Raw genomic sequence first — 13,137 nt, forward strand, 5'->3', positions numbered from 1 at the left:
GGGCAGAAAGGAATGAAAAATGACTGACACCTCCGAACCCAATAAAGCCGCCGGAAAAAAGCGTGGCGGGATGGCCGGTCTGATCGTGGGCATCGTGCTGGCAATTGTTGGCGGCGCGGGCGGTTTTTTTGCGGTCAGCAAAGGCTTGCTGCCAATCGGCGCGGCCACGACCGAACACGTCGAACGCGAACCTGATCCGGTCGGCGAAGACCGCGCCTTTTACGAAAAGCAGCCGCGTCCGCCCGGGCCCGAAGAGGTCGAATTTGTGCGATTGCCACCAATCGCCGTCTCTATCAGCGGCGGCAATAACAGGCTTCTGCGCTTCTCGGCCGCGATCGAGGTCTATAAGCCCCACGTGCAGCACGTCGTCGATTTGGAGCCAAGGGTTCTGGACGCCTTTAATTCGTATCTGCGCGCGTTGGAGCCTTCGGACATCGATAGTCCGGGATCGCTTCACAACATCCGCACCCATTTGGCGCATCGGCTGTATCTGGTGTTGGGGCCTGATGTGGTTCGCGACCTGATGATCATGGAATTTGTACTGACCTGAGGTGGATTTGATGGCACTGATTTCCGACATTTTGTTGATTCTGGCGGCGGCGACCGCTGGTATCTATTGCTTTGTTTTGTCCCGCCGCCTGTCGCGGTTCAGCGACTTGGACAAAGGCGTTGGCGGGGCGATTGCGGTACTCTCTGCTCAGGTCGATGACATGACGCGCAACCTGCAGGCCGCACAGAATTCTGCGGGCGATTCGTCAAAGAAGTTGCTTGAGGTGACTGAAAGGGCCGAAGATGCGTCCCGTCGGTTAGAACTGATGGTTGCGTCGCTGCACGACATTCCCCAACAGCAGGCTCCGGCCCAATCCCCTGCGCCAGCACCACAGTCGCCAAGGGCCCCCGTAAGCACACCTGACGCGGCACCGGCAGCACCCGCAGCGCCTCAAGTGGCCGCTGTCACCCCCGCACCGGTGACGGAGGCGGCGGTCGCGGAAGCGGTCGAACCGGAAGAGCAAGCCCCCGAACCCCCGTCTGATCCGGTGTTCACCCCCAGAATTCGCTTTGGGGTCGCGTGATGAAAAATCTGTTCAAAGGGAAAGGGCGAAGATCGAAACGCAAAGCGCCCAAAAGCACATTGGCGGTGATTGCGTCCCTGTTTTTCATGTCGATCATCGTACGCCTGACAGATGGCGCGGAGGGTTGGATTGCGGCGGCGCAAGCCTCTGCATCCGCCTCCGAGGAGACGAGCTCGGATGAATCCTCAGGCTATGACCGCGAGGCGATCAAACACGTTCTGGATGCGCTTCGCGAGCGCGAGAAAAACATCGCAGCACAAGAGCAGGACATCGAGAAACGACTGGCGTTTCTTCATGATACCGAAGCACGCATCGATGAAAAGGTTGTCCAGTTGAGGGAAGCCGAGGCGATGCTGCGGTCCCGAATGGCGCAGTCGAACACCGCCGCCGAAGAGGATCTGACCCAACTGACGACCGTCTACGCCAAGATGAAACCCAAAGATGCGGCGCTGCTGTTCGAGCAGATGGAACCAAAATTCGCAGCCGGTTTCCTTGGCCGCATGAAACCCGACGCGGCAGCCTCGATTATGGCCGGGCTAAGCCCGCAGGCCGCCTATACGATCAGTGTGGTTCTGGCCGGACGCAACGCAAACGCCATCACTCAGGAGAAGAACTAGGAAACGCTATTTCAGAAGCTGGCTAAGCTTCATCGCAACGGTCATGTCGCCTGCCACTTTCAACTTTCCCGTGGCGAAAGCCATCATCGGGTTCAGCTTGCCCTTGATCAGCTTTTCAAGATTAGCCAGCGACAGGCTGATGGTACAATCGGCGGGGATATCCTGAAGCATCGCCTGATCGCCGGACAGGACCAGTTGGCCGTCTGAACCACAGTCGAACTTGATGCTGTCGGACAGTGGTTTGCGTTCAAGACCTTTGCGCAACAGCCCTGCGATTTCATCCAGCCCCATAACGTTCCTCCAAAAACGATGCGGGGTCCGGCTATCTGGCCGAACCCCTGCAAACAAGTGAAACGTAACGGAAAGCTTTAGCCTTTCAGACGACGCTCCCGCGCGCCCAAGAGCTTCAGGCGCAGCGCGTTCAGCTGGATAAAGCCGGCCGCGTCCTTCTGATCGTAGGCACCTGCGTCGTCTTCGAAGGTAACGTGCGCCTCGGAGTACAGCGAGTGGTCGGACCAGCGACCAACTGTGCGTGCCAGACCTTTGTACAGTTTCAGGCGAACCGTACCGGTTACGTGTTCCTGCGACTTGTCGATCAGCGCCTGCAGCATCTCGCGCTCGGGCGAATACCAGAAGCCGTTGTAGATCAGCTCGGCATATTTCGGCATCAGCTCATCTTTCAGGTGGGCTGCGCCGCGATCCAGTGTGATCTGTTCGATACCGCGGTGTGCCTCAAGCAGGATGGTGCCGCCCGGCGTTTCGTAGATGCCGCGGGACTTCATGCCAACAAAACGGCCTTCGACCAGATCAAGACGGCCGATGCCGTGCTTACGGCCATATTCGTTCAGCTCGGTCAGGATGGTCGCGGGCGACATTGCCTGACCGTTGATCGCAACCGCGTCGCCCTTTTCAAATGTGACTTCGATGAATTCCGGTGTGTCCGGCGCATCTTCGGGGTTCACGGTACGCTGGTAGACGTAATCCGGTGCGTTTTCAGCCGGATCTTCCAGCACCTTACCTTCGGACGATGTGTGCAGCAGGTTCGCATCCACCGAAAATGGTGCTTCGCCGCGCTTGTCCTTGGCGATCGGAATCTGATTTTCCTCGGCGAAGGCCAGCAGTTTGGTTCGCGAAGACAGGTCCCACTCACGCCACGGCGCAATCACCTTGATTTCGGGGTTTAACGCATAGGCTGCCAATTCGAAACGTACCTGATCGTTGCCCTTACCGGTCGCGCCGTGCGCCACCGCATCGGCTCCGGTTTCTTCGGCGATCTCGACCAGACGCTTGGAAATCAGCGGGCGTGCGATGGATGTGCCCAGCAGATACAGGCCTTCGTAAACCGCATTCGCGCGGAACATCGGGAAGACGAAATCACGCACGAATTCCTCACGCACGTCTTCAATGTAGATATTTTCCGGCTTGATCCCCAGCATCTCGGCTTTGGCGCGTGCCGGTTCAAGTTCTTCCCCTTGGCCAAGATCGGCGGTGAAGGTCACAACCTCGCAACCGTATTCCGTCTGGAGCCACTTCAGAATGATCGACGTATCAAGACCACCGGAATAGGCGAGAACAACTTTTTTAGGCGCGGACATCATCAAATCCTCTGTCTGGGTTGGCGGCGCGATTATAGGGTTTTGGCGTCAGGGGCAAGGTTTGCAGCTATCAGAACCGCCGAACCAGTGATAAGCCTTATGAAAGTTTGACCAACTGGGGGAAAATGATGAAGGCTTGGCAGCTTTTCGTGCATTCGGTGCGCCTGATCGTGAACAATTTCGAATCTGCCCTGCGGATATCGGGCGTGCTCTATCTGGTCCAAGCTATCACCCAGATTTACCTGTTCCAGAACATGGACACCGAAGTTCTGCCCGATGGGACTGAAATGCCTGTTATGGCCTTGGAAGACAGCTTTGCCTTCCTGCTGCTAAGCATCTTTTCCGTTGTCGCCAGTCTGTGGATCGCCGTGGCCTGGCACCGGTTTGTGCTGAATGAGGAATACCCGTCGGGCTGGATGCCCAAATGGCATGGGGCGAACATGTTGGGCTATCTCGGGCGTTCGATTCTGATCGGTCTGCTGATCACGGTCGGATGTTTGGTGATTTCGCTGCCCTTGGGCCTGATGGCCGCGCTGCTTCCTTTCCTTCTGCCCGCCATGCCGGTTGTGATCATCCTGTTCGGGGTCTGGGTGTTTTTCCGTCTGTCCCCCGTTCTGCCCGCAGCGGCGCTTGGGCAGACTGTGTCACTAAGGGCGGCTTGGTCCGAAACCGCCCCGTTTGCGAAGGTGATTTTGCAGCTTTCAACGATCGTGGTTGCCGCGTTTCTTCTGATCATGACGCCTTCCCTGCTTGCGGCTGGTACAGAGTCCGTCATTGGGCTGGTGTATGATCTCGCCATTGGCTGGCTTGTCACGATGGTCGGTATTTCCACGCTGACCACGGTGTACGGGCACGTGGTCGAAGGTCGCGGTGTCGAGTGACGGCTTGCCAGAACGGCGCTCTTGCGCCACTCAGATGCCATGAGTGATTTCAAAGACCTTGCCAAAGCCGCCACACGCGAAATGCGTCAGGTGTTTCCCGAAACGCCGTTGCTACGCAATGCGCATCTGTCCGACATGTATGGCGCAGATATCTGGTTGAAGCGCGAAGACCTGTCGCCTGTACGGTCTTACAAACTGCGCGGCGCGTTCAACGCCATGCGCAAGCGCCCGGATGCGGAATTGTTCGTTTGCGCAAGTGCGGGCAATCACGCGCAGGGCGTGGCCTATATGTGCCGCCATTTTGGCAAGTCGGGCGTCATCTTTATGCCCGTGACGACGCCTGCCCAGAAAATCCAGAAAACGCGGATGTTCGGCGGCGATGCTATCGAAATCCGTCTGGTCGGCGACTACTTCGACGACACGCTGCGGTCGGCGCAGGAATACTGCAAAGAGGCCGGCGGCCATTTCCTGTCGCCTTTCGACGACACCGATGTCATCGAAGGTCAGGCCTCGGTCGCGGTCGAAATCGAACAGACACTAGGCAAGGCACCCGAGCATATCGTCGTTCCTGTTGGTGGTGGCGGCCTGTCTTCGGGCATGCTCAGCTACTTCGGAACGGACAGCCAGTGGACATTTGTAGAACCACTTGGCGGCGCCTGCCTGAACGCGGCACTGCGTGCGGGCAAGCCGGTTCCCTTGGAAAAGGTAAACACCTTCGCGGATGGCGCGGCGGTCGCCCAGATCGGCCAGAACACTTTCAACGTTCTGAAAGATGTCGGGCTGGCCTCGTCCCTGACGATCCCCGAGGATCGTTTGTGCACCACCATTCTGGATATGCTGAACGTCGAAGGCATCGTTCTGGAACCTGCCGGCGCATTGTCTATCGACGCGCTCAAGGATCTGGGGCAGGCCATTCGCGGCAAAACCGTTGTGTGTATCGCATCCGGCGGCAACTTTGATTTCGAACGTCTGCCCGAGGTGAAAGAACGCGCCCAGCGCTATTCCGGCATCAAGAAATACTTCATCCTGCGCCTGCCCCAACGTCCCGGCGCATTGAAGGATTTTCTGGGCATTCTTGGCCCCGACGACGACATCGCGCGGTTCGAGTACCTCAAGAAATCCGCGCGCAACTTTGGTTCGGTCCTCATCGGGATCGAAACATCGCACGCGTCGAATTTTGACATCCTCTTTGCCCGCCTGAACGAAAACGGATTCACGTTTCAGGATATCACCGAGGATGAAACACTGGCCCAGTTCCTGATCTGATGCAGGTCGCGGGGCGCATTTGCATCGTCACTGGCGCCGGAAGCGGCATTGGACGCGCGATCGCCCATGCCCTTCGGGAAAAAGGCGCCGAGGTCGTCGTTTCGGACATCAACGAAGCAGCATCCAATCAGGTCGCAGCAGAGGTCGACGGCCTGTCTATTCCCTGCGATGTCACCGATCCAAAGGCGATTTCAGGACTTTTCGAAAAGGCCCGCGACTGGAAAGGTCGCGTTGATCTGGTCTGCTCAAACGCGGGTTTCGCAAAGGGTGAACCCGAGGGCCCAACATCGGCCAGCGACGACCACTGGCAGCAAAGCTTTGATGTCCACGTGATGGCGCATCTGCGGCTGTCCCGTTTGGCGCTGCCTGAGATGCTGGAACGCGGCGAAGGCTGCCTTGTAAATGTCGCCTCTGCAGCCGGTTTGCTAAGCCAGATTGGCGATGCCGCTTATTCAGCGACGAAATATGCCGCTGTTAGTCTGGCGCAATCCTTGGCCATCGAACACGGGTCGCAAGGGATTCACGTGTCTGTCGTCTGCCCCCAATATGTGGCGACGCCCCTGCTGGGCTACGATAACGCTGCTGACGGCGATCAGAGCGGGCGCATCCTTAGCCCCCGAAATGTTGCAGATTGCCTGATCGAAGGCTTGCAGAACGACCGATTTCTGATCCTGCCACATCCGGAAGTCCACGATTACGCCCTGAAACGTGCGACCGACATGGAACGCTGGATCAAGGGCATGCAAAAGCTGAAGGCAAAGGTGGACGCCAGCGGCAGCAGCGACCTGAAAGACTTCCACAAACTTCTTTGAAGCCAGCATTCAGGCACCGGCCAGCAACTGGGCCCGAGATTGCTCAAAAACGTTTCTTACCGATTGCGCCATACCATCAAACCCGCCGCCGTCCTCGATTGATGCGGCCAGCTCTGCCAAATCGCGGAACCCGACGTTTGATGCGCATCCCTTTAAGAAATGCATCTGGTTTTTCACCGCATCATCGGTTCCGGAGACATCCTGCAAACCGGTGATGGCGCCCTCTACTTCTTCCAGAAAAACGCCGACCAATTCGTCGAAATCTTCTTCGCCGAAGTCTTCTTTCAATGCTGCTACGCGGTCCCAATCAATCATATCGCATCCTCTCTCGTGCACCATGAAAGCCGACCGTGAACAAAAACTGAAAGATACAAGTTTAGTTATGAAAATTTGAAGGTTCAGGTGCTGTTAAGGATGCCATCCGCATAAGCTGAGGCATGCTTATGGATCAGGCCACCCACGTTTCTCAGGTCACGCCACCTGACATCGCAATGGACCCGTCGCGGGCATTGCGCCACGTATTGGTTGTGGATGACAGCCGCGCCCAGGTTATGATGCTGTCACGCTTGTTGGGTCGCTGGGGTCTGAACGTATCCGTGGCAACATCCGCAAAGGACGCGCTGGATATCGCAAAAGAAAATCCGCCGGACCTGATCCTGTCCGACTGGGTGATGCCCGAAATGGACGGGCTGGAATTTTGCCGTGCCTTTCGGGAAAACAGCGCATCGCAGTTCGGCTATTTCATCCTTCTGTCCTCAAAAAGTGACAAGGGCGAAATCGCCGAAGGGCTGGATGCGGGGGCGGATGATTTTCTGACGAAACCTGTCCATGCCAATGAATTGCGCGCGCGCATCAATGCCGCCTCGCGGATCGTCTATATGCAGCGCGAACTGACCCGCAAAAACGGTATGGTCAGCGACACGCTCGCTGAACTTCGCAAAGCATATGATGCAATCGACCGCGACCTGAAACAGGCACGCAGAATTCAGGATTCGCTTGTCCCCGAACGCACAAGGCGGGTGGGGAATGTGCAGATCAGCATGCTGCTGCATCCATGCGGCCACGTCGGGGGCGATCTGGTCGGCATGTTCGATACAGGCGCGGGTGTCGGATTGTACGGTATTGATGTCTCGGGCCACGGGATTTGTTCGGCCATGGTTGCCGCCCGTGTTGCGGGGTACCTGAGCGATCAGTTCAAAGAACAAAACATCGCAGTGAACCGGCATGGCGCCTCCTTCACCCTGAAGGAACCGGCCGAGGTGGCAGAGGCACTGAATTCCCGTTTGGTGTCGGACGCAGGCGTCGAAGAATATCTGACAATGGCGTTTTGCACGGTCGATCCCGAAGGGCGCTATCTTAAAATGGTTCAGGCCGGCCATCCGCCACCTTTGCTATTGCGCAAAGGGCAGGCGCCTGAATTCATCGGCAAGGGCGGGCTGCCCATCGGGTTGATCAACGACGCAAGCCAGCATCAGTTGGAATGTTCCCTGAACGCAGGCGATCGGCTTTTGATTTATTCCGACGGTTTTGTTGAGGCCGAAATGCCCGACGGGTCGCTGTTGGACGATCGTGGATTGCTTGGCCTAATCGCGGAAACTCACGGGTCCGGCCCTGCGTATCTCGATGCGCTGTACGACAACTTGCTTAAAATCGTGGGGGACGTGCGCGATGATGACATCTCTGCCGTCTTGCTAGAGGTGCTTTAACCCCGACGAAGCAGGTTGACCAACATCGCCCGGTCCCCGGGATTGCCCAAGGACTGCACCGCATCATAGGGGTCGACCCAATGCGCGGTGTGTCCGGGTTCGGTCGGGGGGCCGACCTGCAGTGTCGGACGGGCAAGGTACACGACGCACATCTTTTCCGCCCACAAATCGTACTCGGGCATGTAGGTAAATCGCCGGAACGCGCCGAGCCGCAACGGATCGGCCATCTTCCAACCCGTTTCCTCCAACACCTCGCGGTGAAGGGCCACGATCGGTGGCTCTCCCGGATCGATTCCACCCCCCGGTAACTGGAATTCAGGCTCTGGATCGAGCTGATGCGTGATCAAAAGCTGGCCATTCCGTTCAAGAATCGCGTAAACGCCGCGCCTGAATGTATAGCGCTGACCGTTTCTAGGAACTTCCCCGTAGCGACGCGTCACGTGACCCCCTTTGGTTCTTTGGCTTCAACCGGTGCTTGGACCCAGCGAACTGATACCTATATGATGGCGAGATGCCAGCGAATGGCAAACAAGGAAACCTCATGACGTCTGCTACAAAACTCGACTGGGACGATACAGTCCTGCCCTTCCAACTTGACGGCGCCGACATCCGCGGCCGCGTTGCGCGTCTGGACGGCGTATTGGACGCAGTGCTGAAACAGCACAACTACCCGCCAGCGGTCGAGGCGTTGGTGGCCGAAATGGCTTTGCTGACCGCTCTGATCGGCCAGACGATCAAGCTGCGTTGGAAACTGTCCCTGCAAATCCAGACCAAAGGTCCGGTCCGGATGATTGCAACGGACTTCTACGCGCCTGAGAAAGAGGGCGAACCCGCGCGCATTCGCGCCTACGCAAGCTTTGACGCAGATCGCATCACCGACGAAGACCCGATGAAACAGGTTGGCGAAGGCTATTTTGCAATCCTGATGGATCAGGGCAAAGGCACGACGCCGTATCAGGGGATCACACCGCTGGTCACAACATCGCTTGCCGCTGCAGCCGAGGCGTATTTTGCACAGTCCGAACAGCTGCCAACACGGTTTAGCCTGCGCTTTGGCCGGTCGACCGAAGCGGGCGGTGCCGAACACTGGCGCGCTGGCGGCATCATGCTGCAACACATGCCCAAGGCATCGCCTTTCTCGCAGTTTGCGGGTTCAGAGGAAGGCGGAAGTGGCGAAGGCGGTCTTTTGTCGGCAAACGATCTGGTGTCGGATGACGATGAAGAAAACTGGAACCGCGTGAACATCCATCTGGACACGGTCGAAGAGCTTGAGCTGATCGGCCCGTCTGTTCCGCCGACCAACCTGTTGCTGCGCCTGTTCCACGAAGAAACGCCGCGCATCTTTGATCCGCTTCCGGTGGCGTTCGGCTGCACCTGTTCGGAAGACCGCGTGCGCCAATCGCTGTCGATCTATTCGGCAAAAGACATCGAAAAGATGACAACGCCGGAAAACACCGTCACCGCAGACTGTCAGTTCTGTGGCGCGCATTACGTGTTGGACCCAAAGACAGTCGGTTTTGAGGCGGAGGCGAATGACGCCGACTAACCAAACATCCGGCGACATTCTGGATCGTGTCAGACATGCCCTGTCGAAACCGGCGGGCATGTCGACCGACTATGATCTGAACCCAGACGTTGTCTTGCCCGAGAACCGTGTTTTGCGGCCTGCGGGCGTGTTGGTGCCGTTGATTGAACATCACGGTGAAATGCGGCTTGTCCTGACCAAGCGCAGCTCGCGCCTGAAACATCATCCCGGCCAGATCGCCTTTCCCGGCGGGAAGGTTGACGAAGGGGACGCCGACGTTGTGGCAACCGCACTGCGCGAAGCACGGGAAGAGATCGGGCTGCCGTCCGACAAAGTCGACATCATCGGAAGGCTGCCGTCGCATGAAACCGTAACCAGCTTTGAAATGACGCCTGTGATCGGCCTGATCACCGAACCTTTCGATCCGATCCCGGAACCGGGCGAGGTAGACGAAGTGTTCACGGTTCCTTTTGAACACGTTCTGTCTGCAACCAGATTTGCGGTGCAGTACCGCCGCTGGCGTGGGCAACGACGGTATTATTACACGGTCCCTTACGGCCCCTATTACATCTGGGGCGCAACTGCGCGTATCTTACGCTCACTTGCAGACCGGATGAGCCCATGAACACAATCACCGCCGATTGGCTGACAGACCCCGCCGCCCAGAGCGTTTTTGCGATGTTCGATGCGGCTGGTCATCAGGCCTTTGCCGTGGGGGGCTGTGTGCGCAACAGCCTTTTGGGCGTTGCGGTTGACGACGTCGACATCTCGACAGACGCGACGCCGGATCAAACCATCGCTTTGGCTGAACGCGCGGGTATCAAGGCGGTTCCGACAGGTATCGATCATGGGACGGTAACTTTGGTGGTGGATCGCGCCACGTTTGAGGTCACGACGTTCCGCGCTGATGTTGAAACCGACGGGCGCCATGCGATCGTTCGGTTTTCCAAGGATGTCGCCGATGATGCAGTGCGTCGTGATTTCACGGTAAACGCGCTTTATTGCGATGCGCAGGGCAAAGTCATTGATCCGCTCGGCGGCCTTCCTGATCTGAAAGCACGCCGTATCCGGTTTATCCAAGACCCCGACAAACGCATCCGCGAAGATTACCTGCGCATCCTGCGGTTCTTCCGGTTCTCGGCCTTTTACGCTGATCCCGACGCAGGCTTCGAGGCAAACACACTTGCCGCTATTGCCGCAAATCTTGACGGGTTAGAGACGCTTTCCCGTGAACGGGTAGGCACAGAAATGAAAAAGCTTCTGTGTGCAGCGGACCCATCCCAAGCTGTCGCCGTGATGGAGCAAACTGGCGTTCTGATGCGGGTGTGCCCGGGTTCCAGCGCCAAGGCTCTGCCCCCGCTGGTTCATCTGGAACAGGGATTGGGCATTGTGCCGGACGCCATCCGGCGTTTGGTGTCTTTGGGCATTTCCGATGCGGCAGATTTGCGCCTGTCCAAAGCGGAACAACGGCGCATTACCACGCTACAGGAAATCGTCGCGCGGCCCGACAGCGCACGGGACCTTGGCTATTGGTATGGTGAGGACATGGCGGTGGATGGTTGCCTGCTGCGCGCCGCGATGCTGGAACAGGCGCTATCGCCCGATGTGATTGCGGAAATCCGAACAGGGGCGGAACAAAAATTCCCGATTTCAGCAAAAGACTTGCAACCTGACTATTCCGGCCCAAGTTTAGGACAACGCCTTAGGTCGCTTGAACGAACTTGGGTCAAATCCAAATTCCAGCTGACCCGCCAAGAATTATTGGACCATCCCGAGATTGAGTAGCGTCGCGTAGTAATCCGGCTTGGCCGAGTAGGAAGCACGACTGATGTTTTTATCCGATTGGATCCCCCACAACGCGCCCGCCGACGGGTCGCCGCCGAACAAACTATTCAAGTTCATTCTGTGGGCGGTCAAAGGCGCATGGCCCGCGCTGTGGGCAGCCGGGATCCTGTCTGTTGTTGCGGGCGTGGCCGAAGTATTTGCGGCCATCCTGCTTGGCATGGTAATCGACAAGGCGCTTGCTCTGGAACCCAGCCAGATTTTTTCAGACGGTATGGGATTGCTGCTGGGTGCGTTTGTCTTTTTCGCCCTGTTCCGCCCCATCCTGTTCGGCATGACGGCCTATTCCCAGACGATCATTGTCCAGCCGAATGTACTGAACCTGATCCTGTCTCGCCTGCACCGTTACACTCTGGGGCAGGCAGTTACGTTTTTTGACAACGATTTCGCCGGTCGCATCGCGCAGAAAGAGATGCAAACCGCCCGTGCGCTGAATGATGTCGTGACCGAGATTATCCATACCGTCCTGTTTGCGCTGGCGTCGGTCGTGGGTGCGGTTTTGATGCTGGGCACCGTCGATATCCGTATTGCTGGTGGTCTGGTTGTCTGGATGGTTGCATATGTGTTCTTACTGCGGTTCTTCATGCCGCGCATTCGGACGCGATCACAGGCGCGGGCTTCGGCGCGTGCGATGGTGACGGGCCAGATCGTGGACACGGTCACCAACATCAAAACGGTCAAGCTGTTCGCCCATGACGACCACGAAGACCGCGCGGCGCTGGATGCGATGGGGTCGTATCGAAGCAAGTTCATCGCCTTTGGCCGCGTTTCGGCCAGCTTCCGATTTACGCTGATGGCGCTGGCGGGGTTCCTGCCTGTGCTGCTGATTGGCGGCGCGCTTTGGTACTGGTCGCGTGGCCTGATTTCTGCGGGCGACATTGCTGCGACCGGCGCTGTTTCCTTGCGATTGGCGCAGATGACAGGATGGGTCAGTTTCACGCTGATGGGCCTTTATGCCAATCTGGGCGAAGTCGAAGACGGCATGCGTACACTTACGCCGCAACACACGCTGATGGACCCGGAAAATCCCAAAGAACTGGTCGTGCCACACGGGCAGATCGACATCACCGACCTGTCCTTTGCTTACGGACAAAAAACTGGTGGGATCGAGAAGATTTCCCTGTCGATCAAGCCGGGAGAAAAGCTGGGTATCGTCGGGGCGTCCGGCGCGGGCAAATCGACGCTCGTTGCATTGCTGCTGCGGCTTTATGATCCTGAAAGCGGCAAGATCGAAATCGACGGCACGGATATTTCCGAGGTGTCCCAAAACAGCCTGCGCAGCAAGATCGGCATGGTCACGCAGGAAACCGCGATGTTCAATCGCTCGGCCTTTGAAAACATCCGCTACGGCAAACCCGACGCAACGCTGGACGAGGTGATTGCCGCTGCCGAAAAGGCCGAAGCGCATGACTTCATCACCGCGATGCAGGATCACAAGGGCCGCACAGGATATGACGCGCATCTGGGTGAACGCGGGGTCAAGCTGTCGGGCGGTCAGCGCCAGCGGATCGCCCTTGCCCGCGCCATCCTGAAAGATGCGCCGATCTTCATTTTGGACGAAGCGACATCGGCGCTGGATTCCGAGGTCGAGGCATCGATCCAGTCTGCTTTGGAACGCGTGATGGAGGGAAAAACCGTTCTGGCAATTGCCCACCGTCTGTCGACCATTTCGCACATGGATCGCATTCTGGTGCTGGATCAGGGTCGCTTGGCCGAAGAAGGCACGCATGACGAACTGCTGGCCAAAGGCGGGCTATATGCGCGCTATTGGGACCGTCAGTCTGGCGGCTTTGTCGCAACGCAGGATGCCGCCGAATAGG

The 13,137-nt window shown here is 57.7% G+C and carries 15 protein-coding genes; 11 read left to right on the forward strand and 4 right to left on the reverse strand.

What is annotated here, in order from left to right; all coding sequences use genetic code 11:
- Nucleotides 1–19: 19 nt before the first annotated feature.
- The 3 genes from C4S59_RS11730 to C4S59_RS11740 are packed head-to-tail and all read left to right on the forward strand — an operon-like array spanning nt 20 to nt 1,690.
- Entirely contained in the window at nt 20–550 is a 531-nt protein-coding gene (locus tag C4S59_RS11730; RefSeq protein ID WP_103910689.1) for a flagellar basal body-associated FliL family protein, read from the forward strand.
- A gap of 10 nt (nt 551–560) precedes the next feature.
- Nucleotides 561–1,073 (forward strand): hypothetical protein, encoded by a 513-nt coding sequence (locus tag C4S59_RS19890; protein ID WP_200813214.1) that lies wholly within the window; start codon nt 561–563, stop codon nt 1,071–1,073.
- Nucleotides 1,073–1,690, forward strand: coding sequence for a MotE family protein (locus C4S59_RS11740; protein ID WP_103910690.1), 618 nt, complete (start codon nt 1,073–1,075; stop codon nt 1,688–1,690). Before C4S59_RS19890 ends, C4S59_RS11740 begins: the two co-directional genes overlap by 1 nt.
- A 6-nt stretch (nt 1,691–1,696) precedes the next feature.
- On the opposite strand, the gene C4S59_RS11745 is transcribed toward C4S59_RS11740, so the two are convergent.
- Together C4S59_RS11745 and C4S59_RS11750 are read right to left on the reverse strand one after the other, a co-directional pair.
- Complete coding sequence (locus C4S59_RS11745; RefSeq protein WP_103910691.1) at nt 1,697–1,981, reverse strand: SCP2 sterol-binding domain-containing protein; 285 nt, start codon at nt 1,979–1,981, stop codon at nt 1,697–1,699.
- 77 nt (nt 1,982–2,058) lie between these two features.
- Nucleotides 2,059–3,285 carry an argininosuccinate synthase gene (locus C4S59_RS11750; protein ID WP_103910692.1) on the reverse strand — a complete coding sequence of 409 codons (1,227 nt, stop codon included), beginning with the start codon at nt 3,283–3,285 and terminating at the stop codon, nt 2,059–2,061.
- Between the two features lie 128 nt (nt 3,286–3,413).
- On the opposite strand from C4S59_RS11750, the gene C4S59_RS11755 reads away from it, so the two are divergent.
- Genes C4S59_RS11755 through C4S59_RS11765 form a run of 3 tightly spaced genes read left to right on the forward strand, consistent with a single transcriptional unit; the run spans nt 3,414 to nt 6,244 of the window.
- The gene (locus tag C4S59_RS11755) at nt 3,414–4,166 is read left to right on the forward strand and encodes a hypothetical protein (protein WP_146064533.1); all 753 of its coding nucleotides are present in this window, start codon (nt 3,414–3,416) and stop codon (nt 4,164–4,166) included.
- 39 nt (nt 4,167–4,205) lie between these two features.
- Entirely contained in the window at nt 4,206–5,432 is a 1,227-nt protein-coding gene (gene ilvA, locus C4S59_RS11760) for a threonine ammonia-lyase IlvA (protein WP_103910694.1), read from the forward strand.
- Nucleotides 5,432–6,244, forward strand: a complete 813-nt coding sequence (locus C4S59_RS11765; protein WP_103910695.1) for an SDR family NAD(P)-dependent oxidoreductase — start codon at nt 5,432–5,434, stop codon at nt 6,242–6,244. Before ilvA ends, C4S59_RS11765 begins: the two co-directional genes overlap by 1 nt.
- A gap of 9 nt (nt 6,245–6,253) precedes the next feature.
- Here C4S59_RS11765 and C4S59_RS11770 read toward each other — a convergent pair whose 3' ends face one another.
- Nucleotides 6,254–6,559, reverse strand: a complete 306-nt coding sequence (locus C4S59_RS11770; RefSeq protein WP_160006846.1) for an Hpt domain-containing protein — start codon at nt 6,557–6,559, stop codon at nt 6,254–6,256.
- A 122-nt stretch (nt 6,560–6,681) separates the two neighbouring features.
- Here C4S59_RS11770 and C4S59_RS11775 point away from each other — a divergent pair, with 122 nt between their 5' ends.
- On the forward strand, nt 6,682–7,950 hold the full coding sequence (locus C4S59_RS11775) for a PP2C family protein-serine/threonine phosphatase (protein WP_103910697.1): 1,269 nt from the start codon (nt 6,682–6,684) through the stop codon (nt 7,948–7,950).
- Here C4S59_RS11775 and C4S59_RS11780 read toward each other — a convergent pair.
- A complete protein-coding gene (locus C4S59_RS11780) occupies nt 7,947–8,390 on the reverse strand; it encodes an NUDIX domain-containing protein (RefSeq protein ID WP_103910698.1) in 444 nt (147 codons plus the stop codon). The two genes, C4S59_RS11775 and C4S59_RS11780, sit on opposite strands and share 4 nt — an antisense overlap.
- Before the next feature lie 101 nt (nt 8,391–8,491).
- On the opposite strand from C4S59_RS11780, the gene hslO reads away from it, so the two are divergent.
- Genes hslO through C4S59_RS11800 form a run of 4 tightly spaced genes read left to right on the forward strand, consistent with a single transcriptional unit; the run spans nt 8,492 to nt 13,136 of the window.
- Entirely contained in the window at nt 8,492–9,496 is a 1,005-nt protein-coding gene (hslO, locus tag C4S59_RS11785) for an Hsp33 family molecular chaperone HslO (RefSeq protein ID WP_103910699.1), read from the forward strand.
- Nucleotides 9,483–10,100, forward strand: coding sequence for a CoA pyrophosphatase (locus tag C4S59_RS11790; protein WP_103910700.1), 618 nt, complete (start codon nt 9,483–9,485; stop codon nt 10,098–10,100). Before hslO ends, C4S59_RS11790 begins: the two co-directional genes overlap by 14 nt.
- A complete protein-coding gene (locus C4S59_RS11795) occupies nt 10,097–11,260 on the forward strand; it encodes a CCA tRNA nucleotidyltransferase (protein WP_103910701.1) in 1,164 nt (387 codons plus the stop codon). Before C4S59_RS11790 ends, C4S59_RS11795 begins: the two co-directional genes overlap by 4 nt.
- A 43-nt stretch (nt 11,261–11,303) precedes the next feature.
- Nucleotides 11,304–13,136, forward strand: a complete 1,833-nt coding sequence (locus tag C4S59_RS11800) for an ABC transporter ATP-binding protein (RefSeq protein WP_103910702.1) — start codon at nt 11,304–11,306, stop codon at nt 13,134–13,136.
- Nucleotide 13,137: the final 1 nt, after the last annotated feature.

The organism is Thalassococcus halodurans, assembly GCF_900108225.1.
GTDB classification, from domain to species: Bacteria; Pseudomonadota; Alphaproteobacteria; order Rhodobacterales; family Rhodobacteraceae; genus Thalassococcus; species Thalassococcus halodurans.

Bases quoted from the DNA above. Each gene is read 5' to 3' on its own strand.
- C4S59_RS11730 (WP_103910689.1), top strand. From the start codon at position 20: ATGACTGACACCTCCGAACCCAATAAAGCCGCCGGAAAAAAGCGTGGC.
- C4S59_RS19890 (WP_200813214.1), top strand. From the start codon at position 561: ATGGCACTGATTTCCGACATTTTGTTGATTCTGGCGGCGGCGACCGCT.
- C4S59_RS11740 (WP_103910690.1), top strand. From the start codon at position 1,073: ATGAAAAATCTGTTCAAAGGGAAAGGGCGAAGATCGAAACGCAAAGCG.
- C4S59_RS11745 (WP_103910691.1), bottom strand. From the start codon at position 1,981: ATGGGGCTGGATGAAATCGCAGGGCTGTTGCGCAAAGGTCTTGAACGC.
- C4S59_RS11750 (WP_103910692.1), bottom strand. From the start codon at position 3,285: ATGTCCGCGCCTAAAAAAGTTGTTCTCGCCTATTCCGGTGGTCTTGAT.
- C4S59_RS11755 (WP_146064533.1), top strand. From the start codon at position 3,414: ATGAAGGCTTGGCAGCTTTTCGTGCATTCGGTGCGCCTGATCGTGAAC.
- ilvA (WP_103910694.1), top strand. From the start codon at position 4,206: ATGAGTGATTTCAAAGACCTTGCCAAAGCCGCCACACGCGAAATGCGT.
- C4S59_RS11765 (WP_103910695.1), top strand. From the start codon at position 5,432: ATGCAGGTCGCGGGGCGCATTTGCATCGTCACTGGCGCCGGAAGCGGC.
- C4S59_RS11770 (WP_160006846.1), bottom strand. From the start codon at position 6,559: ATGATTGATTGGGACCGCGTAGCAGCATTGAAAGAAGACTTCGGCGAA.
- C4S59_RS11775 (WP_103910697.1), top strand. From the start codon at position 6,682: ATGCTTATGGATCAGGCCACCCACGTTTCTCAGGTCACGCCACCTGAC.
- hslO (WP_103910699.1), top strand. From the start codon at position 8,492: ATGACGTCTGCTACAAAACTCGACTGGGACGATACAGTCCTGCCCTTC.
- C4S59_RS11790 (WP_103910700.1), top strand. From the start codon at position 9,483: ATGACGCCGACTAACCAAACATCCGGCGACATTCTGGATCGTGTCAGA.
- C4S59_RS11795 (WP_103910701.1), top strand. From the start codon at position 10,097: ATGAACACAATCACCGCCGATTGGCTGACAGACCCCGCCGCCCAGAGC.
- C4S59_RS11800 (WP_103910702.1), top strand. From the start codon at position 11,304: ATGTTTTTATCCGATTGGATCCCCCACAACGCGCCCGCCGACGGGTCG.